Origin of the sequence: Tepidicaulis marinus (assembly GCF_000739695.1) — a bacterium.
Taxonomy (GTDB): Bacteria; Pseudomonadota; Alphaproteobacteria; order Parvibaculales; family Parvibaculaceae; genus Tepidicaulis; species Tepidicaulis marinus.
Genome location: NZ_BBIO01000001.1, coordinates 152,934 through 171,975, shown reverse-complemented (window position 1 = coordinate 171,975; position 19,042 = coordinate 152,934). Strand labels below are relative to the sequence as shown.

Below are 19,042 nucleotides of genomic sequence, written 5' to 3'. Positions count from 1 at the left end.
ACATGGCTTTTCCGCGCGCGCCATTGTTGCTAAAAGCAGCAAGCACGCAATTGAAAGGCATCTGACATGGGCGGCATTATCTGGCTCGCATCCTATCCGAAGTCCGGCAATACCTGGCTGCGCTCCTTTCTCTACAATCTTCTGCGCAACACGCCGAAGCCGGCCGACATCAACGAGCTCGATCAATTCTGTCTCGGCGAGTCATCTGCCCAGTGGTATATGCGCCATCTCAAAACGCCGTTTGAGGAACTGACGCCGGAAATCGTCATGAAGGTCCGTCCCTTCGCCCATGCGGATATGACTCAGGCATTCCCTGACTCCGTCTTCGTCAAGACTCACAACTTTCTGGGCGAATGGCACGGCGTGCCGCTCCATAATATGAGTGTCACGGCAGGCGGGATCTATGTTGTGCGCAACCCACTCGATGTCGTGCTGTCCATGACCCACCATTTCGGGCTGACGCTGGAGGAAGCGATCGAGCGCATGGCGAATGAAGGTGCCATTACGACCACAGGCGAGGGGCATGTGCCCGAGTTTCATTCCTCCTGGTCGGCGCATGTGAAAAGCTGGACGCAGCATCCCAACCCGCAGCTTCTGGTTTTGCGCTATGAGGATATGCTTGCCAAACCCCGGCGCGCGTTCAAAAGCGTGACGAAGTTTTTGGGGCTAAAACCTTCCACCGAAAGGCTGGAACGGGCGATCCGGCATTCTTCCTTCAAAGCTTTGAAGGAGCAGGAAGAAAAAACTGGCTTCAAGGAACGCTCGGAACATGCCAAGGCGTTCTTTCGTTCCGGCAAGGCGGAGCAATGGCGCGAGGAGTTGACGCCCGATCAGGTGCGGGCGATCATCGATCAGCACAAAGAGCAAATGGAACGCTTCGGTTACATTCCCGCCGATTATAAAGACTAGGCAGCGCTCAGCTTGCCGTAAAACCGATCCCCCCAATGCCCGCTGCTTTTGTCTGGCAGAGACGGCGGACCGTTTTGTCATTCATGCCGCCCATGGCATAGACGGGCAGGGCGGCTTCCTCAGCAAGGGCTGCAAAGCGCAAAAGCCCGAGCGTTTTGGCGCCGGGATGGCTTTGCGTCGGAAAGACTGGGGAGAGGAGTGCCGCATCGAGCCCCGCGCGGGCCGCGCGGACAAGCGCTTCGGCGGAATGAGCGGCGCCGGTGACAAGCGCGAAACGCTCCAGCGCTTTTGCCGCATAGCCCCTTTTTACCTGCCATTCAGGCAGATGCATGCCGTCGGCGCGCAGATGCGTGGCAAGGCCGAGATCGCCTGCCACAAGAAAGAAGATGCCGCGCCGGCGTGCGGCGCGCCCGGCTTCTTTTGCCAGCTTTATGCGTTCTTCCCTCGCCAGCGCATAATGGCGGAAGATATAGCCGCTTCCCGCAGGCAGGCTTTCCAGCGTCGCAAGGGGACCCGGCGCGCGCGCTTCATCCGACAGCGCCAGCAGATCGGGCAGGTGCGGAGCCTTTGCCCCCATCTCACGCACGCTGCGCATCAGGCTTGCGGAGGGCCGCGCCATGGCATGTCTCCTTTAAAGAAAGGCCGAGATCGGTCTGGACAAGATTAGCAGAATGCCGTTCCTTTGGCCCGTTCCCGTGACGCCTTTTAGAAGGAGCGGCAGATGGCCGGCAATGTGAGCGATAATCTGAAAGCCGTGCAGAGCGATATTGCAAAGGCCTGCCGCAAAGCGGGCCGCGCGGAAGGTACGGTGACGCTTGTTGCCGTTTCCAAAACCTTCGGTGCCGAAGATATCCGCCCGGCGCTTGAAGCCGGTCAGCGCGTCTTTGGTGAAAACCGCGTGCAGGAAGCCCATAAGAAATGGCCGAAGCTGCGCGAAGATTATAGCGGCATCGAGCTGCATCTCATCGGCCCGCTGCAAACCAACAAAGTGAGTGAGGCGCTGGCGCTTTTCGATGTCATTGAAACGCTCGACCGGGAAAAGCTCGCCCGCGCCTTTGCCAAGGAGCGGGAGAAGGGGGCGGACCTGCCCCGGCTTTTCATTCAGGTCAATACGGGCGAGGAAGAACAGAAGGCGGGTATTCTGCCGGAGGAGGCGGACGGTTTTATCAAACTGTGCCGGGATGAGCTTCGCCTTCCGGTCGAAGGGCTGATGTGCATTCCCCCCGTCGATGAAGAGCCCGCCTTGCATTTCGCGCTTCTGCGCAAGATCGCCGAACGTAACGGGCTTAGCGCGCTTTCCATGGGCATGAGCGCGGATTACGAAACGGGGATCGAGCTTGGCGCCACCCATGTGCGGGTGGGCAGCGCAATTTTCGGCGCGCGCACGTAAGGTAAAAGAAATCAGATGCCGATCCGCATCTGGCTATCCGGTCCGCAAAGCTGCAGCAGTTTCAGCATGTCGGCGCGCGATACCGCGACGCAGCCTTCCGTCGGCCCGTAGCCGCCATCTTCTTCTTCGCTGGCGAGATGGAAAAAGATCGCGCTGCCTTTGCCGGGCACGGGCGGATCGTCATTATACCCCAGCACCACCACGACGTCGTAAAGCCCATCCTCGCGCCATAGCTTTTCGGCGCTGGCCGGATAAGGCAGTTTGACGGGCTTATTATAGGCCGGGTCGTCCGGCGCATCGCACCAGCCGTTTTCCGGGTGGATGGGGGTGATGGGCAGATCGGTTTTCGGCGCGTCCAGCCGGTCGGCCCGGTAAAAAACCTCGCGCAAAGGCCAGATGCCGATGGGGGTTGCCCCGTCGCCTTCCTGTTTCTCGTCCGTCAGGCCGCTGCGGCCAAGGGCGCAGGCAAAGCGCAGCGCACCGATTTCCAGCTTGCCGCGATGCGTGCCCGGTTTGGCGGAAACGGTAATATCCATGTTCTGTCCGGCCCGGCTTTTACCTGAGCCTTATCCCAATTTGCGCCTTAGAACCGCTCGTCGGTGCGGGTGCCCGTCTCTCCGCTGAAGGCGGCGCCGAAGCCGGCCGCTTTACCCGCTTCATATTTGTCCAGGGAACGGGCTATGAGTGTCAATGGGTCGATGGCGCCGGGCTGGGGCGGCCAGGCCGCTGCCTCACTGCTGGCAGAGGCGGCGGGTGCGGCAGAGGCCAGCTGCTCAGGCTTTCCCGCCTTCTTTTCGGGAGCGGTTTTACTGGCAGCTTCCGCCGTTTCAGGGCGTTTCAGGGTGCCAGGATCCTTTACGGAGCGCAGCAGCGCGTCCCAACCCTCTTCACTTAGGCTCGGCAGGCCTGAGGCGGCGGCTTTGGTTTCAGCGCTGCCTTGAGTGGGAATCGGTGCGTGCGCAAGCTGGGCGGTCTGCTGCGGCGCGGCTTCCTCAGCCGGTGCGGCAAGTGCCGTTTGCGCCGCAAGGGAAGGGGCGGCGGCCGTTTCAGCGGCGCGCGGCTCATTGGCGGCAAGCTGCGGTCCGGCTTCTTCCTCGCTGCCCAGAAGGGCCAGCGCATGGCCGCCAATATCCTTGCCGGTCGATTCCTCGATCACGGCATTGACGAGGGAGGCGGCGGCGCCGATGGGGCCGCCGTAAATCGCGCCGCCCACCACCTTTGCAGCAGGGGCAATCTCATCGCCCGTCCATTCCCGGTAAAGGGTGGAGACGACGGGCAGGTGCTGAAGCGGATTGATGACATCGATCAGGTCACTGAAAGAAAGGCCGTTTTCCTCCGCCTTTTCCTGACCGTCGACGGCGGGGGGTGTTGCCAGGCTTTGGCGGGTCTCGGCGCTGCGGGTCAGGGAGTTCTGGGCTTTGGCGCCGGTCTCAGGCTGCACCGCCGCGCTTTCCTGCGCCTTGCGCAGATTGGCGGCCCGAAGCTCGGCCAGCGCGTTCGTGCCGCGCTTGTTGCCAAGGCGAAGGTAAAGGGGCAGGTCGGCGGCGGTTTCAAGGCTCATGGTCGGTCGCAATGCTCAGGCGTGATGATTGCTGGAACAGCCGCAAAAAGCGGACCAGACGGGCTGCCAGCTATTTCAACGACTTATGCGGGAAGGGCGCCCGGCACTGCTGCCAGGCGGCAAAATTTGCCGGGCTTTTTCTGCTGAGCGGGCTGGGCTTTAAAGGGTTTTTCTGGAGCCGGACGGGGCTTCCATGCGAAACTCCGCGACAGGTAAAAAGGGCGCTCTTCGGCGCTCCCTCATAGGTCCGGCAGTCTGGTTCAGTCATTTCATGGTTTCTTCTTCCCCGCCCAAATCTGCGCCGAAAAGCGCGCCGCTCAGCCCCGATCAGATCAAGGCCGCGCTGCGCGAGGCCGCCGCTCAGCTCGATGCGGGGGATCTGAAAGGCGCGGGCAAGCTTCTCAATGACATTCGCCGCACGGCGCCCAATCACCCGGACGTCCTGCATTTGAGCGGGCTTGTGGCACTGAGGGCGCAGAACCCGGCGCTGGCGGAAAAGTTCATTCGCCTGGCGGTGGCTCAGGCCCCCTCCCATGCCTTCATGCAGGTGAATTTGGCCAATGCCTTGCGGCGGCAAGGCAAGATCGAGGAAGCGCTGGCGACCTTCGCGAAAGCCGTCTCGCTCGATCCGGCATTTGCCGGGACTTATCTCAACCGCGGCATCCTTTTGTCCGAACTTGGCCGGAAGGATGAGGCCCGGGCGGATTTCGAGGAAGCGATCAAACGCGCGCCGGCTGAGCCGGGCGGCTATGCCCAGCTTGCCCAGCATCATTTGCGCGCAGGCGATTTTCACGCCATGGCGGAGGCCTATAAGCGCGGGCTCGAGGCGCTGCCCGCCCATGCTCATTTCCTGGCCGGGCTCGCCACGGCCTATGAGCGCCTTTCCGATCTTGAAGCCGCCAAGCCGCTGGCGGATCAGGCGCTTGCCGCGCTGCCGCATACGCCCATGGCGCTCAAAGTCTGGGCAAGCGTGACCCGCCGTCTCGGCCGCTTCGAGGAAGTCAAAGACCGGCTGGAAAAAGTCGCGATCGGCCAGTTTCCGCCCCATGCTGCCCGGCTCATTCATGCCGAGCTCGCCCAGGTCTATGACCGGCTGGGCGACACTCAGAACGCTTATTCTCATTTCGCCCGCCAGAACGAGATGGCGAAGAAACAGGCCGCCGCCCAAGGCATCGACAAAGCAAGCTATATGGCGCAGGTGACGGGCCTCACCGAAGCGTTTCAAACGGGGCTCGGGAAGAGCTGGCCGGAGACCGGAAGGGTGACTGAAGGTCACGCCAATGCGCCGGTTTTCCTGGTCGGCTTTCCCCGCTCGGGCACGACGCTGCTCGACCAGATCCTCGATGCGCATCCGGATGTGCAGGTGATCGAGGAGCGCCCGGTGCTGCTGGCGGTGCGCGATGCGGTGGCCGCGCTGCCGGGCGGCTATCCCGGCGCCCTTGAAAAGCTCGATGAGGCGAGCCTTGAGGACCTGCGTGCGCGCTATTGGGCGGCGCTGAGGCAAGAAGGCGCCGAGCTTGAAACCAAGACCGTCATCAACAAATTGCCCCTCAATATTATTCACGCGGGGCTTATTCACCGGGTCTTTCCGGAAGCGAAATTTATTCTGGCGCTCCGCCATCCCCTCGACGCCGTGCTGTCCTGCTTCATGCAGGATTTCGAGGTGAATGCTTCCATGGCGCATTTCCTGGATATCGGGGATGCCGCCAAGCTCTATGAGGCGGTGATGGGGCTCTGGCAGCTTTATGAGGGCCGCTTTGCCCTCGATAAGGTCGCCGTCAAATATGAAGAGCTGATCGGCGATGTGGAGGGCGCGGTGCGCCCGGTGCTGGCGCATCTCGGCCTTGCCTGGAACCCGGCGCAGCTTGAGCATGTGGCCCATGCCAAGGCCCGCGGCACGATCCGCACGCCGTCTTATGCGCAGGTGACGGAGCCGATTTACCAGCGCGCCGCCGCCCGCTATGAGCGCTACAGTGCCTATCTGGAATCGGCGGAGCGCCGCCTTGCGCCTTTTGTTGCGGCTTTCGGCTATTCCTGAGCCCGGCCCGGCAGGGGGAGTGGAGGGGGATATTTACTCTAATGAGATCAAACAGTCTCACATGAATGTGATACCCCCGCTCTCGCTCTTGTGACCGGCAGGGCTTGCCTTTACATCACCGGGATGTTGAGCGCAGTTTATTGCTGCACGCCAGAGATGAGGGGCAGATGAGCACCGTCAAAAAGATCCTGATTGTCGATGATGATGACGCCTTGCGCGAATCGCTCGTCGAGCAACTCGACCTGCATGAAGAGTTTACCTGCATTACCGGCTCCACCGCCGCCGAAGGTCTGGAGCAGGTGCGCTCGGACCATGCCGATCTCGTGCTGCTCGATGTGGGCCTGCCGGATATGGATGGGCGGGAAGCCTGCCGGCTGATGCGCAAAGCCGGGCTGAAAGCGCCGATCATCATGCTCACTGCCGCCGACAGCGATTCCGACACGATCCTGGGGCTGGAAGCGGGCGCCAATGACTATGTCACCAAGCCCTTCCGCTTCGGCGTGCTTCTGGCGCGGGTGCGCGCCCATTTGCGCCAGCACGAGCAGAGCGAGGATGCGGTCTTCGCCATCGGCCCTTACACGTTCAAGCCGTCGGCCAAAGTGCTGGTCGATCCCTCGGAAAAGAAAGTGCGCCTGACGGAAAAGGAAACGGCGATCCTGAAATATCTCTACCGGGCGGGTCAGAAAGTGGTGGGCCGCGACGTGCTCTTGCATGAAGTGTGGGGATACAATGCGGGCGTGACCACGCATACGCTGGAAACGCATATCTACCGCCTGCGCCAGAAGATCGAGCGCGATCCTTCCAATGCCGAATTGCTGGTGACGGAGACGGGCGGCTACAAGCTCATGCCATAAGAAAACCGGGGACATTTCTCTCCCCGGTTTGAATTCCTTCTTCCCGCTTGCGCCTATGTGCGCGAGAAGGGCGCGGTCAGGTGGATCAGCACGCCGAAGACGACAGGCACGGCGGCGAGCGCTGCAATGACGAGCGCGGTCGCGCCGAAGAAGATTACCGCCAGTGCCAGCGCCATGACGATATTCAGACAAACAAGCACGGGCTGGAACGAACCGTTGATGCGGCCATACATGGGGGGCTCTCCTCGAAGAAGCGTTAACGGTTCCCCTCATATGCCTCTTAAGGGTGCGCGCGGGTAGGCGGCGCGCCGCCGCGCGGCGGTTTGCCGCAATTTTCCCTGTTATTATCCCTACTTAGGCGCGGGTCTATCGGCGGGCTCGTCCGCGGTCAGCGCATAAGTGCTGACGAATTCCGGCGGCATGCGCACCGCCCGCCCGCTTTCGATATTGATGCAGACGAAATCGGAAAGGCCGCGCAGCAAGGTCGCGCCTTTTTCGTTGATGAGCTGGAAGCGGCGGCGCAGGCGCAGGCGTCCGTCATTGCCGGTGATCCAGGTGCCCATGCGCAAAGCCTCGCCCTCGAAGGAGGGAGCGAAATAATCCATCTCATGGCGGCGCACAACCATGCCTTTACCGAGTTTGCGGTAGGCATCGAAGTCGAGGCCGAGGGCCTTGGAATGGTCCCAGGCGGTTTTCGCCATGAAGCTCAGATAGACGACATTGTTCGTGTGCTGAAAATCATCGATATGCTCGGGCTTCACCGTCAGGTTCACGATGAAAGGGCTGGGGTAGTCCCATCCTTCAGCCGGTTCGTTCATGCCCGTCATCTTCTTTTCCGTTCTTTACATGCCCGGCTCTACCTAGCAGATTTGACGGGAAGGGGCGAGAGAGCCGCCCTTTTAATAAGTTTGGAGGAAGCGGGCTGTCATGACGGTGGAACGGGATATCGAGGTTTTGCGGCGCACGGCGCTTTTCGCCCGTGTCGATCCCGTGCGCCTCGAGGTTCTGGCTTTTACCGCTGCCCACCGGCGTTTTGAGACCGGTGCGCTGGTGATCGAGCGCGGGCAGCTCCTGGAAGGCGCCTTTGTGGTGCTGGAAGGTTCCGCCGTCATGCTGGGCGAGGATGGGGAGGGCCGGCCCATGGCGTCGCGCCTTGACAGGGGGGACATCATCGGCGAAACCGCCTTGTTGAAGCCCGTGCCCGCCAAAGCCAATGTGCGGGCAGGCGAAGCGCTGGAGCTGATGGAAATCAGCCGCGCGCTTTTCGCCCGCCTTGCGGAAGAATTTCCGGAACTCGCGCTGGGCGTGGCGGCTGCCGCGGCGGACAGGCTCGAAGGGCTCTCCGGTGCGCTGCGCGGGCTTTTGAAAGAGAACAAAGAAAAAGAACAGGGACGGGTATGAGCGAGCGGGCGGCGGAAGAAACGAAAAAAAACCTGATACGGCAAGTCCTGGTACGACAAGTAAAGGCAAGCCCTGGCCGCCCAATATTCAAGCCGCGCTGAAGCGTCAGGCGCCGGCGAGCGCCTATCTCGGTCTTGAAATTCTCGATGCCGACCAAGACGAGCGCTGGGTCAAGGTCGCCTTCAATGCGGGCGAGCAGCTCTGCAATCTGTGGGGCGGCATTCAGGGGGGCATGGTTGCGGCCATGCTTGACGATGTCATGGCCTTTGCGGTGGGGCTCGATCTCGATTGGGGGGAAATCAGCCCGACGCTCGAAATCAAAGTCTCGATGCTGAATGCCGCCCGGCCTGGCCGGATCTATGGCGAGGGGCGGGTGATCAAGCGCGGCAAGTCGGTCGGCTTCATCGAAGGGGAGCTGCGCGATGAAAGCGGCAAAGTGCTCGCGACCGGCAGTTCCACCGCCACCTTCGTGCGGCTGAAACGCGCGGAAGACAAAAAGACCGATAAGAAATAGGCCTTAGTCGGTAAAGGCGTTTTTTTCGATATAGGCGCGGGCCTCATCGCTCAAATGCGTTTCGAAGAGAGCGAGGTGATGGCGGATGCCCGCAAGGAGCGCCTCTTTGTCCATGCGCACGACTTCCTGCGTCTCGCGCAGGAAGCTCGGCCAATAGCGCACCACCATCCAGACATTGTCGGCAAGGGCGGGCAGCTCGCTGCGCGGCATGGTCAGATGGCCGCCGTCGCACATTTGGTCGAAAAAGCGTTTGAGCCGGTCCGTCGTTTCCTTGTAGATGCCGCGCACCCGTTCTTCCATTTCAGGAGAGGTGCGGCCATATTCGGCCGAATCCCGGTAGAGATATTGGAACTCCCACATCTCCTCGAACATCAGCCGGTTGAAGGCGATATAGGAGGTGAGCACCGTGTCGGGGGTCCAGCTCAGCCCCAGGCGCCGGGCGATCTTCTGGGTCAGCAATTGCTGATGGGCGCGCACCAGGTCTTTTTTGGTGCGGAAGTGGTACCAAAGATTGCCTTCCGAAATGCCGACATTTTCGGCAATGCGGGCCGTCGTTACCCCGTCAAAGCCGTGCTCGTTGAAAAGCGTCAGACTGGCCGCGAGTATGCGTTCACGCGTGGTGGGCGCCATTTTTCCTCTTGGGTCTTGTTCTTGTCCTCCCAGCCGGGCCCGGTGCGGCAGGCGCTTGCGCGCCCGGCTTCCGGTCCGGCCCTCCGGGGGGAATGGTGAGGGCTTGCGGGAGTAGGGTCAATGCCCTAAATTAGCGCCATCGGATCATTTTCGAAGAGCAGGAAAACCTGCCCGCCGGGAAAATCACCGGCCATGGAGATGTGAGGAACCCCAGGGAGCGGGCGTCGAGGCTAGCCTCATACCCCCCAGTTGAGCTGCCCCCGGCCGGCGTATTTTGGCCAGGCGCCTGCTTCCACCCCCCCCTTAGGCCGGAAGATCAGATATCGAAGGTGGCAAGCACCGGCGCATGATCGGAGCTGCGCTCCCAGCCGCGCGCGTCTCTTATGACTTCCATGGCGGTGGGTGTGTCGGCCAGCGCCGGCGTGACCCAGATATGATCGAGGCGGCGGCCCTTGTCCGCTTTCGCCCAGTCCTTTGCGCGGTAGCTCCACCAAGTATAGAGCTTTTCTTCATCCGGCACGAAGCGGCGCATCACGTCCACCCAGTCATGAGCCTTCATGACGCGGGCAAGATGTTCGACCTCGATCGGCGTATGGCTGACGACTTTCAGTAATTGCTTGTGCGACCAGACGTCGTGTTCGAGCGGGGCGACATTGAGATCGCCGACCAGGATCATGCGGGCGTTCTTCTTGGCCTTGTGGGATTTGTACCAGCTTTCCATCTCGGTCAGGAAATCGAGCTTGTGCGCGAATTTCTCGTTCACCTCGCGGTCGGGCTCGTCGCCGCCGGCGGGTACATAAAAATTATGCACACGCACGCCTTCTGCCCCATCGATGTCGAGTGTGACGGCAAGGTGGCGCGTGTCGCCTTTCTCGCAGAAGTCGCGCCGCTCTTCATCGCTAAAAGGAATGCGGCTCACCGTGGCGACGCCGTGATAGCCCTTTTGCCCATGAAAGGCGATATGCTCATAGCCTGCCTTGCGGAAGGCCTTGGAGGGGAAAGCATCGTTCGGACATTTCGTTTCCTGCAGGCACAGAACGTCCGGCTGATATTCTTCCAGAAAACGTTCGACGAGATTGATCCGCAGGCGGACGGAATTGATGTTCCAGGTGGCAAGCTTGAGCGGCACGGTACGTCTTCCTTGGTTGCTATGGGCAGGGCGGGAATTCTTCGTCAGAAAATATTATAGGTGCGCCCGGCAAGGCTGACGGGCCAGCGGCCGCGCTCGAACAGGCGGAAGCGGTGGATGAAGGGATGGGTTTCATCGTCCTCTCCGGCAACGACGGCGAGCGCGGCGCAATGGGCCGCTTGCAGCGCCGAGCCCATGGCGGCGGCGAGCAGCTCTTCATCGTCTTCGCCCCAGATGGCGGCGGCGGTCAGCACGGCTTGGCGGATCGGGTCTTCGATGGCGGAAAAAAGATAAGCAAGGCCGACCTCCAGCGCTTCCTGGCTGAGCTGCTCGAGCGCATCGGTGGTGAGCGCGGCGCGCAGGCCTTCTTCGGCCTCCCATCCTTCGGTATCCCAGTCGAGGCTTTCACCGGCCGCCGCCGCTTCTTCCCAGGAGTGAAGGCGGGCCATATGCACATCCGGAAAGCCGAGGCCGTCGAGATAGGCGCGGGCGATCTCGCGCACGGATTTGCGCAAGGGTGTGCCGAGATCCGAAAACCATTGAACGGATTCCGCCAGCCGCGCGAAATCCCGCAGCCGGGCGAGAGCGGGCATCTCCTGGGAGAGCAGTTCCAGTTCCTGATCGGTGGGCGCGCGTTGGGGGTCTTGATTCATCTTGAAGGCTTTGATGTTGGGGTGCGGTGTCCCTTGCGGGGCGGGCCATCTTATAGCGCGAATCGGGGCGCGATGCAGCCCGGCTTTCCGCCCGCGCGTTCCCTCATTCGGGAAGGGACGTCAAATAAACGGGCCGGAAAAGAGTCGTGCCCCGCCTTGGGGGGAGGCGGGGCACGATGCGCTACTTACTGTCAGTGCGCGAAGTGCCAGGAGGGGAAGACCGGCACTTCTTCAGGGAGGAGGAACGATGGCCGGGAGAGGGGGGCTTATCCCGGGCCGGTTCTTTTCCAACCCTGCTGAGACTAGAGATAGGTGTGTCCCGGCCCCAGTTCAACTGGAACCGTTCCAGATAGCTAACTTGGTGTTAAAAACGATTAACTATTAGCTTTTCGTTTTGCGACGGACCTGTGCAAGGGCGCGGAAAATGGTCCTCATATGGGACCCGTGATAATGCAGCCTTGCTGTCCTTTTGAGGGGCTCACTTTTTCTTGTACCCGGGTGTTTCGAGGCCGGCTATCGCGTTTGGGCAAGAAAAAGCGGCGCTTCCGATATCCTGGAAGCGCCGCCCGAAGTTCCGTCCGGTTCTGCCTCTTTACATCGCGCCGAGATCTTTGGCGGTGGCATCGAGCGCCTTGCGGGCGAGCGTGAAAAGCTCATCGAGCTCGGCCTTGGTGATGGAAAGCGGCGGGCTCAGCACCATGGTGTTGCCGATGGCGCGCATGATGAGATCGTTCTCGAAGCAATGATCGCGGCAAAGCCCGCCGGTATCGCCTTCAAAGCGCTCGCGGGTCTTCTTGTCTTTGACCAGCTCGATCGCGCCTAGAAGACCGACGCCGCGCGTTTCCCCGACGATCGGATGATCGGCGAGGGCGTGAAGATGCTTCAGGAAATGCTCCCCGGTTTCCCCGCCCGCTTTTTCGACGAGCTTGTCTTTTTGCAGCACGTCGAGATTGGCGAGCGCCACGGCGCTGGCCACGGGGTGGCCGGAATAGGTGAAGCCGTGCGACCATTCCTCGCCGGAATTGTGCAAGGCATCGCCGACACGCGGCCCAAGGGCGACCGCGGAAAGCGGCTGGTAGCCGGAGGTCATGCCCTTGGCCATGGCCATCGTGTCCGGCACGATGCCGTAAGTGTGGCTGCCGAACCAATTGCCGGTGCGCCCGAAGCCGCAGATCACTTCATCCGCATGCAGAAGAATGTCGTATTTGTGGCAAATCTCCTGAATGACCGGCCAGTAGCTGTCCGGCGGAATGATAAGCCCGCCCGCCCCTTGCACGGGCTCGGCGACGAAAGCGGCGACGTTTTCCGCGCCGATTTCCAGGATCTTTTCTTCCAGCTTCATGGCGATATGCACGCCGAATTCGTTCGGGTCCATGTCCCCGCCCATCCCGTACCAGTAGGGAAAATCGATATGGGCGTGGTTCGGCAGCGGCAGACCGGCTTGCGGATGCATGGCCGAGATGCCCGAAAGCGAGGCCGCCGTCATGGTGACACCGTGATAGGCCTGCTTGCGGGAGATGAAGACTTTCTTTTCCGGCTTGCCCTGAAGGCTCCAATAATAGCGGATGATCTTCACCATGCTGTCATTGGCTTCGGAGCCGGAATTGGCGAAGAAGAACCGGTCGAGCCCGTCCGGGGTCACTTCCGCCAGCCGCTCGCCGAGCTCGGCGGTATAAGGGTTCGTCGTCTGGAAAAACGTATTGTAATAGGGCAGCTCTTTCAGCGCCTTGTAGCCGGCCTCGGCAAGCTCCGAGCGCCCATAACCCACATTCACACACCAAAGACCGGCCATGCCGTCGATGATTTTGTGGCCTTCGGAATCGTAAAGATAAACGCCTTCGGCATGGGTGATGACCCGGGCGCCCTTCTTGGCAAGGGCTGCCTGATCGGAAAAGGGATGCACATGGTGGCGGGCATCCATTTCCTGCCAGCGGCGGGTCTGATTGGAAATCTGTGCGGTTTGCGACATTGAAAACTCCATCCATTACGGAACGTCGGTCGGAAAAAAAGTCCGGCCCAATGCGAAAAACGGTGCCGGAAAGAATTGCGGACGGCGCGGGGTAGCCTTGCCCCTGGAGTTCTATGGGTTGTAGCCAATACGCGCGCACAGGATCAAAAGCTCCTGTTTGGCGGTAAGGCGGATATCTTCGTATCGCAGTTTCATAAGCTCAAGACTAGCAAGCCCGGCACGAAAGGGCCAGCCGTTCCTCTCAGACATTGAGCAGAAGATGCTCGCGTTCCCAGGCGGAAATGACCTGCTGATAGGCGTTGTATTCCACGTCTTTGACTTCCATGAAGACGGTGACGAATTCCTCGCCCATCACTTCTTTCAGTTCGCGGTTCGTGTGCAATTTGCCCAGCGCATCCAGAAGATGCTTGGGCAGCGCGAAGCCGCGGGATTCGTAGGCCACCCCTTCTTTCGGTTTTGAGGGTTTGATCTCGTTCATCATGCCCAGATAGCCGCAGGCAAGCGAGGCGGCGATGGCAAGGTAAGGGTTGGCGTCGGCGCCGGGCACGCGGTTTTCGATGCGCCGGCCTTTGGCGTCGGATTCGGGCACGCGCAGGCCCACGGTCCGGTTCTCCTGCGCCCAGTGCGTGTTGATGGGCGCGGCGTTCCATTTCACGATCCGCCGGTAGGAGTTGACGTTCGGCGCGATCATGGCCATGGCGGTGGGCAGGTGTTTCTGCAAGCCGCCAATGTGGTGCAGGAAGAGTTTCGTGTCGCGCCCGTTGCGCGAGGCGAAAAGGTTCTTGCCGTTCTTGTCCACCACCGACTGGTGGATATGCATGGCCGAACCCGGCTCGTGCTCATAAGGCTTCGCCATGAAGGTGGCATAGACGCCGTGGCGCAGCGCGCATTGGCGCACGGTGCGTTTGAAAAGGAAAGCCTGGTCCGCTAGTTCCAGCGGATCGCCATGGTTGAAATTGATTTCCACCTGGGCGGCGCCCGCCTCATGGATCAGCGTGTCGATGTCGATTTCCTGCGCCTCGCAGAAATCGTACATGTCCTCGAAGATGTTATCGAACTCGTTGACCGCATCGATGCCGTAGGACTGGCGGCCCTTTTCCGGGCGCCCGCTTGCGCCGATCGGCGGCTCGAGCGGATAGTCCGCGTCGATGTTCTTGGCGGCAAGGTAGAATTCGAGTTCCGGGGCGACGACCGGGTACCAGCCTTGATCTTCATAGAGCTTGAGAATGCGCTTGAGCACGGAACGCGGGGCGATGGAGACATTCGTGCCGTCCCGGTTCACCGCATCGCAGATCACTTGCGCGGTCGGCTCGTCATACCAGGGCACCATGCGCACGGTCGCTATGTCGGGCACGAGAATGATGTCGGGCTCGATCTCGCTCAAGATCGCGCTTTCATCGATATAATCGCCCGTCACCGTCTGCCCGAAAATCGATTCCGGCAGGCGCAGCGTTTCGTTCTTGTAGCTTTCGAGAAATTTCGTGGTCGGCAGGATCTTGCCGCGGGCAATGCCGGACATATCCGGCACCATGCATTCGATTTCCGTGACCCTGCGGTCCTTCAACCATTTTTCGATATTCGTTCGCTCGCCCTCAGGCATGTGTCACCTGGTTTTTTGTTTCTTCATCATCTGCTGCCCCTGCATGGCCGCGCACGGCCTCGCCAAAGGCATGAAAGAGTTTAAGCGAAACGGGATTGTCCCAGAACATCCATTCCGGATGCCATTGCACGGCATAGGCAAAGGCGGATGCCTCCTTGACGCGCACCGCTTCGATGGTCCCGTCGGGCGCGCGCGCATCGATTTCCAGCCCCTCGCCCAGCCGGTCGATGCCCTGCCCGTGAAGCGAATTCACGGTGATCTCCCGCTCGCCCGTCAGCCCGGCCAGAAAGCCGCCGGGTACCGTGCTCACCTTATGGGCGGGCCCGTATTGCACTTCCACCGGATCGTCTTTCTTGTCCCGGTGATCGAAGCGCGGGGCATAGCCTTCTTCGCTGGGCTCTTCATGAATGTGTTGATGCAGCGTGCCGCCGAAAGCCACATTGAGTTCCTGAAACCCCCGGCAGACGGCGAAAAGCGGCATGCCGCGCTCGATACAGGCCTTGATCAGCGGCAGGGTCAGCGCGTCGCGCTGCTCGTCATGGAGCGTGCCCTCGCGCGAGGCGGGCCCGTCATAATGGCGCGGGTGAACGTTCGACCAGGAGCCGGTCAGAAAGACACCGTCGGCCACGGCGAAAATTTCTTCCAGCGCCAGCGGGTCGGGCATGACGGGAATGAGGATGGGCAGGCAGCCTGCCCCCTCGTTCACGGCCTTGATGTATTTCTCGCCCACGGCATGGAAGGGATGAACGCCCATCATCTTGATGTCGCAGGGAATGGCGACGATGGGCCGTGTCAGGCCCGTTCGGGCGGCGGCGTGTTTAGTTTTTTGGATCATGGTGGCATTAAGCTAACCCCCGCTCCCCCTCCACGGTCAAGAGGGGGCGGCGATCAAGGGTGTGCTTTTCCGGCCATTTGTTTAAGAAAATGAGCGGAGAACTGCCCGCAGGAGACGGCTTAGCGTCCGCCGCCGGAAACCGCCGGGCGGCTTTCGCCTCTAACGACGAAAAGATCGTTATCGGCTTTCTGCCCATACTCGATATTGCGCAAGGCAACGGTGGTCTGAAGGCCCTGGGCATCCGTCACGATCCATTGGCGCAGATGCAGCTCGGGTTCGTCGAAGACGAGGGTGATTTCACCCGGCGCTTCGCCTGTTGCATCGGCAAGCGTGACGCGCAGGATGCCCGCTTCTTCTTCCACGCGGCGCACATCCGCCCGCTCGCGCAGGTTCACCGGATCGGAGAGCAGAATGTTGAGCGGGGTGGCGTTCAAGGGATAGCGTTCGGCGGGGGCTTTTTCGTCTTCCTTGACGATCACCCAGGTGCCGTCGGCAACGACCAGGAGTTCCTGCGGGGCGGCATATTCAAACCGCATCCGGCCCGGCCGGCGCAGATAGAAATTGCCTTCCGAGAGCGTGCCATCCGGGTTGACCTGCAGGAAGGCGCCTTGCATATGGCCGACGGAATTCAGATAGCCCGAAGCGCGGTCCACATCGGCAGCTTCCTTGGCGCTCAGGCCGGCTTCGGCTTCGCTTGCCTCTGCCTGCGCATAAGGGGCGCCGACAAGGACCAATAGCAAAAGCGCAAGGCCTGCAAGCGCGGCAAGCACGAGCTTGATCTGGCGGCGGTTTGCCGCCTGCTCGTCACCGGGATAGCTGTCGTGGTGGTATTTGTCCATGGCGCTCATATAGCGTTCCAATGTGGCGGAAAGAAGGAGGTAGGCGGGCGGGCGCGCGGCATTTGGTTAACCGCGCTTAACTTTTTCCCCTAGCCGTGCCGGGTCAGTAGCGCACACCGTCCCCCGGCTCACCGATCAGCACTTCGCGTTTGCCGGCGTGATTGGCGGGGGAAACGACACCTTCATCTTCCATTTTTTCGATCAGCCGGGCGGCGCGGTTATACCCGATTTGCAAACGCCGCTGGATGTAGGAGGTGGAAGCGCGCTTGTCGCGGCCGACGATCGCCACGGCCTGATCGTAAAGATCATCGCCCGAGCCGCCGCCATCGAGGGAGAAGGGATCGCCCTCCCCGCTTTCATCCTCGGCGGTAATGGCGTCGAGATATTCCGGCACGCCCTGTTTCTTGAGGAACTTGACGACCTTTTCCACTTCCTCGTCGGAAACGAAAGGCCCGTGCACGCGCGAAACGCGCCCGCCGCCGGCCATATAGAGCATGTCGCCCTGGCCGAGCAATTGTTCGGCCCCCTGCTCGCCTAGGATCGTGCGGCTGTCGATCTTCGAGGTGACCTGGAAGGAAATACGGGTCGGGAAATTCGCTTTGATCGTGCCGGTAATGACATCGACGGAGGGGCGCTGCGTCGCGGTGATCATGTGAATGCCCGCCGCGCGCGCCATTTGCGCAAGCCGCTGCACCGCCCCTTCGATTTCCTTGCCCGCGACCATCATCAGGTCCGCCATCTCGTCGATGATGACGACGATGAAAGGCATCGGCTCGAGGGTCATCTCCTCTTCTTCGTAAATTGCCTCGCCCGTTTCCCGGTCGAAACCGGTCTGCACGGTGCGGGTGATCGTCTCGTCGTTTTCCAGCGCTTCGGCGGCGCGGGTATTGTAGCCTTCGATGTTCCGTACACCGAGCTTCGACATTTTCCGGTAGCGGTCTTCCATTTCCTTCACCACCCATTTCAGGGCGACGACGGCTTTTTTCGGCTCGGTGACGACGGGGGCCAGAAGATGCGGAATACCGTCATAGACGGAAAGCTCGAGCATCTTGGGGTCGATCATGATGAGTTTGCAATCCTCCGGCGAGAAGCGGTAGAGGATCGAGAGGATCATGGCGTTGATGCCGACCGATTTACCCGAGCCCGTGGTGCCCGCAATGAGAAGATGCGGCATGCGCGAGAGATCAGCGATGATGGGTTCGCCGCCGATATTCTTGCCCAGCGTCAAAGGCAGCTTGGCGCGGCTGTTTTCATAATCGGCGGTGGCGAGCAGCTCGCGCAGGAAAACGGTCTCGCGTTTCGTGTTGGGCAGTTCGATGCCGATGACGTTGCGCCCCGGCACCACGGCGACGCGGGCGGAAACGGCGCTCATCGAACGGGCGATGTCGTCGGCAAGGGCGATGATGCGCGAGGACTTGATGCCGGGCGCCGGGCGCAGTTCATAAAGCGTGACGACAGGACCCGGGCGCACATTGATGATTTCGCCGCGAATGCCGAAATCGTCGAGCACGCCTTCAAGCATGCGCGCGTTCTGTTCCAGCGCCTCATCGCTCATCACTTCGTCGGCGGCGGGGCGTTTGGCTGCGGTGAGCAGCGAGAGGGCGGGCAGGTTGAAATCCTCGGCGACGAATTTCAGTTTCGGCTGGGCTTCGCGGGCCGCGCGCTTGGAGGTTTTGACCTTGTTTTGCGGCCGGGAGACTTTTACGCGGCGGCGCGCGGCGGGCGCTTCATCGTAAAACGCCTCATCGTCTTCGTAACCGTCCTCATAATCGCCCGCGTCATCGTCTTCCTCGTAAATCTCTTCCGCCGCGCCGCGTTTGCCGAAGAGGCCGGCGCGGGCGCGGTCTTTTTCCTCTTCGCTGAGCGGCGCATAATCGCCCCGGCGCAGCAGGCGGTCCGCCGTGCCGGAGGCAAGGTCGGAGATCTGATAGAAGAGGATGCGCAGGCGCGAGGGTTCGACATCCGGACGGCTTTGCGCGCGGCCCGTTTTGCGGGCCCCTGTTTCGCGCGCGGGTTTTGCGCGTTTGGCCGGGCGGTTCATTTGCACCTCGGCTTTGCGCTCGGCGCGCGCCTCACGCCAATCGAGCCAGCGCTCCTGCAGCGCTTCGATATGCTCGCCTCTTATGTCGGCGGCAAAGGCGAAAAGCGCAAGCGCCAGAAGACCGGCGAGAAGCCCTGCAAGGCCTGAGGCGATTTCCTCGCCGATCGCCCAGCTCAGCGAGTCGATGCCGAGCGCGGCAAGGCTGGAGCCGATAAAGCCGCCAAGGCCGGAGGGCAGCGGCCAGATATCGGGGCTCGGCAAAAAGCTGAAGGCAAGCGCGGCAAAGATCGCCGCAATAAGCCAGGCACCCGTGCGGGCCCAAGGCATGGCGGCAGGGTCATGGCGCAGAAGGCGGATGCCCCAGAGCATGGGCGGCACGGCAAAGAGCAAGGCGGCAAGGCCGAGCGACTGATAAAGAATGTCGGAGAGGACCGCGCCTTCCATTCCCATCCAATTGGCAGGCTCAGCGCCCGTTGCCCGGTTGAGGCTCGGATCGCCCCCGTTCCAGCTTGCAAGGGCGGCAAGCGCAAAGAGACTGGAGCCTGCAAGGGCAAGACCGAATAGCTCCTGCATGCGGTCACGCAGGAAAAGGCGCGCGCCCATGGGAAGCAGGGCGAGCGGGCTGCGCAGGGATTTGAGAACCGCCATGTCCTTGTGTCCTTGTCCTTTGTCGTGCGTG

The 19,042-nt window shown here is 61.3% G+C and carries 19 protein-coding genes; 6 read left to right on the top strand and 13 right to left on the bottom strand.

What is annotated here, in order from left to right:
- The first annotated feature begins 66 nt into the window (after positions 1-66).
- A complete protein-coding gene (locus M2A_RS00970) occupies positions 67-909 on the top strand; it encodes a sulfotransferase domain-containing protein (RefSeq protein WP_045441801.1) in 843 nt (280 codons plus the stop codon).
- A gap of 7 nt (positions 910-916) precedes the next feature.
- Here the strand turns inward: M2A_RS00970 and M2A_RS00965 are convergent, their stop codons facing one another.
- Positions 917-1,528 (bottom strand): thiamine phosphate synthase, encoded by a 612-nt coding sequence (locus M2A_RS00965; protein WP_052379103.1) that lies wholly within the window; start codon positions 1,526-1,528, stop codon positions 917-919.
- Positions 1,529-1,630: 102 nt separating this feature from the next.
- Here M2A_RS00965 and M2A_RS00960 point away from each other — a divergent pair, with 102 nt between their 5' ends.
- A complete protein-coding gene (locus M2A_RS00960; RefSeq protein WP_045441798.1) occupies positions 1,631-2,299 on the top strand; it encodes a YggS family pyridoxal phosphate-dependent enzyme in 669 nt (222 codons plus the stop codon).
- 11 nt (positions 2,300-2,310) lie between these two features.
- Here M2A_RS00960 and M2A_RS00955 read toward each other — a convergent pair whose 3' ends face one another.
- Together M2A_RS00955 and M2A_RS17030 are read right to left on the bottom strand one after the other, a co-directional pair.
- Positions 2,311-2,835 carry a L,D-transpeptidase family protein gene (locus M2A_RS00955; protein ID WP_045441795.1) on the bottom strand — a complete coding sequence of 175 codons (525 nt, stop codon included), beginning with the start codon at positions 2,833-2,835 and terminating at the stop codon, positions 2,311-2,313.
- A 47-nt stretch (positions 2,836-2,882) separates the two neighbouring features.
- The gene (locus tag M2A_RS17030) at positions 2,883-3,860 is read right to left on the bottom strand and encodes a hypothetical protein (RefSeq protein WP_052379102.1); all 978 of its coding nucleotides are present in this window, start codon (positions 3,858-3,860) and stop codon (positions 2,883-2,885) included.
- A 271-nt stretch (positions 3,861-4,131) separates the two neighbouring features.
- Here M2A_RS17030 and M2A_RS00945 point away from each other — a divergent pair, with 271 nt between their 5' ends.
- Complete coding sequence (locus tag M2A_RS00945) at positions 4,132-5,898, top strand: tetratricopeptide repeat-containing sulfotransferase family protein (protein ID WP_045441791.1); 1,767 nt, start codon at positions 4,132-4,134, stop codon at positions 5,896-5,898.
- 167 nt (positions 5,899-6,065) lie between these two features.
- Positions 6,066-6,752: a response regulator transcription factor gene (locus M2A_RS00940; protein WP_045441789.1), complete on the top strand. Its 687-nt coding sequence runs from the start codon at positions 6,066-6,068 to the stop codon at positions 6,750-6,752.
- A gap of 53 nt (positions 6,753-6,805) precedes the next feature.
- Here the strand turns inward: M2A_RS00940 and M2A_RS00935 are convergent, their stop codons facing one another.
- Both M2A_RS00935 and M2A_RS00930 read right to left on the bottom strand, forming a co-directional pair.
- On the bottom strand, positions 6,806-6,985 hold the full coding sequence (locus M2A_RS00935) for a hypothetical protein (protein ID WP_045441786.1): 180 nt from the start codon (positions 6,983-6,985) through the stop codon (positions 6,806-6,808).
- 117 nt (positions 6,986-7,102) lie between these two features.
- Positions 7,103-7,570, bottom strand: a complete 468-nt coding sequence (locus M2A_RS00930) for an acyl-CoA thioesterase (protein WP_045442294.1) — start codon at positions 7,568-7,570, stop codon at positions 7,103-7,105.
- Between the two features lie 109 nt (positions 7,571-7,679).
- Between M2A_RS00930 and M2A_RS00925 the strand changes: the two genes are divergently transcribed.
- On the top strand, positions 7,680-8,153 hold the full coding sequence (locus tag M2A_RS00925; RefSeq protein WP_045441783.1) for a cyclic nucleotide-binding domain-containing protein: 474 nt from the start codon (positions 7,680-7,682) through the stop codon (positions 8,151-8,153).
- 85 nt (positions 8,154-8,238) lie between these two features.
- Positions 8,239-8,667 (top strand): PaaI family thioesterase, encoded by a 429-nt coding sequence (locus tag M2A_RS00920; RefSeq protein ID WP_045441782.1) that lies wholly within the window; start codon positions 8,239-8,241, stop codon positions 8,665-8,667.
- Between the two features lie 3 nt (positions 8,668-8,670).
- Here M2A_RS00920 and M2A_RS17025 read toward each other — a convergent pair whose 3' ends face one another.
- The 8 genes from M2A_RS17025 to M2A_RS00880 all read right to left on the bottom strand — a co-directional run bounded on the left by M2A_RS17025 (position 8,671) and on the right by M2A_RS00880 (position 19,011).
- Entirely contained in the window at positions 8,671-9,297 is a 627-nt protein-coding gene (locus M2A_RS17025) for a TetR/AcrR family transcriptional regulator (protein WP_052379100.1), read from the bottom strand.
- A gap of 316 nt (positions 9,298-9,613) precedes the next feature.
- Positions 9,614-10,426, bottom strand: coding sequence for an exodeoxyribonuclease III (gene xth, locus M2A_RS00910; protein ID WP_045441779.1), 813 nt, complete (start codon positions 10,424-10,426; stop codon positions 9,614-9,616).
- A gap of 44 nt (positions 10,427-10,470) precedes the next feature.
- Positions 10,471-11,079 (bottom strand): hypothetical protein, encoded by a 609-nt coding sequence (locus M2A_RS00905; protein WP_045441777.1) that lies wholly within the window; start codon positions 11,077-11,079, stop codon positions 10,471-10,473.
- A gap of 592 nt (positions 11,080-11,671) precedes the next feature.
- Complete coding sequence (locus M2A_RS00900) at positions 11,672-13,048, bottom strand: aspartate aminotransferase family protein (RefSeq protein ID WP_045441776.1); 1,377 nt, start codon at positions 13,046-13,048, stop codon at positions 11,672-11,674.
- A gap of 241 nt (positions 13,049-13,289) precedes the next feature.
- Complete coding sequence (locus M2A_RS00895) at positions 13,290-14,648, bottom strand: glutamine synthetase family protein (protein WP_045441775.1); 1,359 nt, start codon at positions 14,646-14,648, stop codon at positions 13,290-13,292.
- On the bottom strand, positions 14,641-15,483 hold the full coding sequence (locus M2A_RS00890) for a gamma-glutamyl-gamma-aminobutyrate hydrolase family protein (protein ID WP_081875278.1): 843 nt from the start codon (positions 15,481-15,483) through the stop codon (positions 14,641-14,643). Before M2A_RS00890 ends, M2A_RS00895 begins: the two co-directional genes overlap by 8 nt.
- A gap of 119 nt (positions 15,484-15,602) precedes the next feature.
- Positions 15,603-16,331, bottom strand: coding sequence for a LolA family protein (locus tag M2A_RS00885; protein ID WP_052379099.1), 729 nt, complete (start codon positions 16,329-16,331; stop codon positions 15,603-15,605).
- A 94-nt stretch (positions 16,332-16,425) separates the two neighbouring features.
- Positions 16,426-19,011, bottom strand: coding sequence for a DNA translocase FtsK (locus M2A_RS00880; protein WP_052379098.1), 2,586 nt, complete (start codon positions 19,009-19,011; stop codon positions 16,426-16,428).
- Positions 19,012-19,042: the final 31 nt, after the last annotated feature.

Coding starts and splice junctions, on each gene's coding strand:
- M2A_RS00970 (WP_045441801.1), top strand. CDS start 67: ATGGGCGGCATTATCTGGCTCGCATCCTATCCGAAGTCCGGCAATACC.
- M2A_RS00965 (WP_052379103.1), bottom strand. CDS start 1,528: ATGGCGCGGCCCTCCGCAAGCCTGATGCGCAGCGTGCGTGAGATGGGG.
- M2A_RS00960 (WP_045441798.1), top strand. CDS start 1,631: ATGGCCGGCAATGTGAGCGATAATCTGAAAGCCGTGCAGAGCGATATT.
- M2A_RS00955 (WP_045441795.1), bottom strand. CDS start 2,835: ATGGATATTACCGTTTCCGCCAAACCGGGCACGCATCGCGGCAAGCTG.
- M2A_RS17030 (WP_052379102.1), bottom strand. CDS start 3,860: ATGAGCCTTGAAACCGCCGCCGACCTGCCCCTTTACCTTCGCCTTGGC.
- M2A_RS00945 (WP_045441791.1), top strand. CDS start 4,132: ATGGTTTCTTCTTCCCCGCCCAAATCTGCGCCGAAAAGCGCGCCGCTC.
- M2A_RS00940 (WP_045441789.1), top strand. CDS start 6,066: ATGAGCACCGTCAAAAAGATCCTGATTGTCGATGATGATGACGCCTTG.
- M2A_RS00935 (WP_045441786.1), bottom strand. CDS start 6,985: ATGTATGGCCGCATCAACGGTTCGTTCCAGCCCGTGCTTGTTTGTCTG.
- M2A_RS00930 (WP_045442294.1), bottom strand. CDS start 7,570: ATGAACGAACCGGCTGAAGGATGGGACTACCCCAGCCCTTTCATCGTG.
- M2A_RS00925 (WP_045441783.1), top strand. CDS start 7,680: ATGACGGTGGAACGGGATATCGAGGTTTTGCGGCGCACGGCGCTTTTC.
- M2A_RS17025 (WP_052379100.1), bottom strand. CDS start 9,297: ATGGCGCCCACCACGCGTGAACGCATACTCGCGGCCAGTCTGACGCTT.
- M2A_RS00905 (WP_045441777.1), bottom strand. CDS start 11,079: ATGAATCAAGACCCCCAACGCGCGCCCACCGATCAGGAACTGGAACTG.
- M2A_RS00900 (WP_045441776.1), bottom strand. CDS start 13,048: ATGTCGCAAACCGCACAGATTTCCAATCAGACCCGCCGCTGGCAGGAA.
- M2A_RS00895 (WP_045441775.1), bottom strand. CDS start 14,648: ATGCCTGAGGGCGAGCGAACGAATATCGAAAAATGGTTGAAGGACCGC.
- M2A_RS00890 (WP_081875278.1), bottom strand. CDS start 15,483: ATGATCCAAAAAACTAAACACGCCGCCGCCCGAACGGGCCTGACACGG.
- M2A_RS00885 (WP_052379099.1), bottom strand. CDS start 16,331: ATGAGCGCCATGGACAAATACCACCACGACAGCTATCCCGGTGACGAG.
- M2A_RS00880 (WP_052379098.1), bottom strand. CDS start 19,011: ATGGCGGTTCTCAAATCCCTGCGCAGCCCGCTCGCCCTGCTTCCCATG.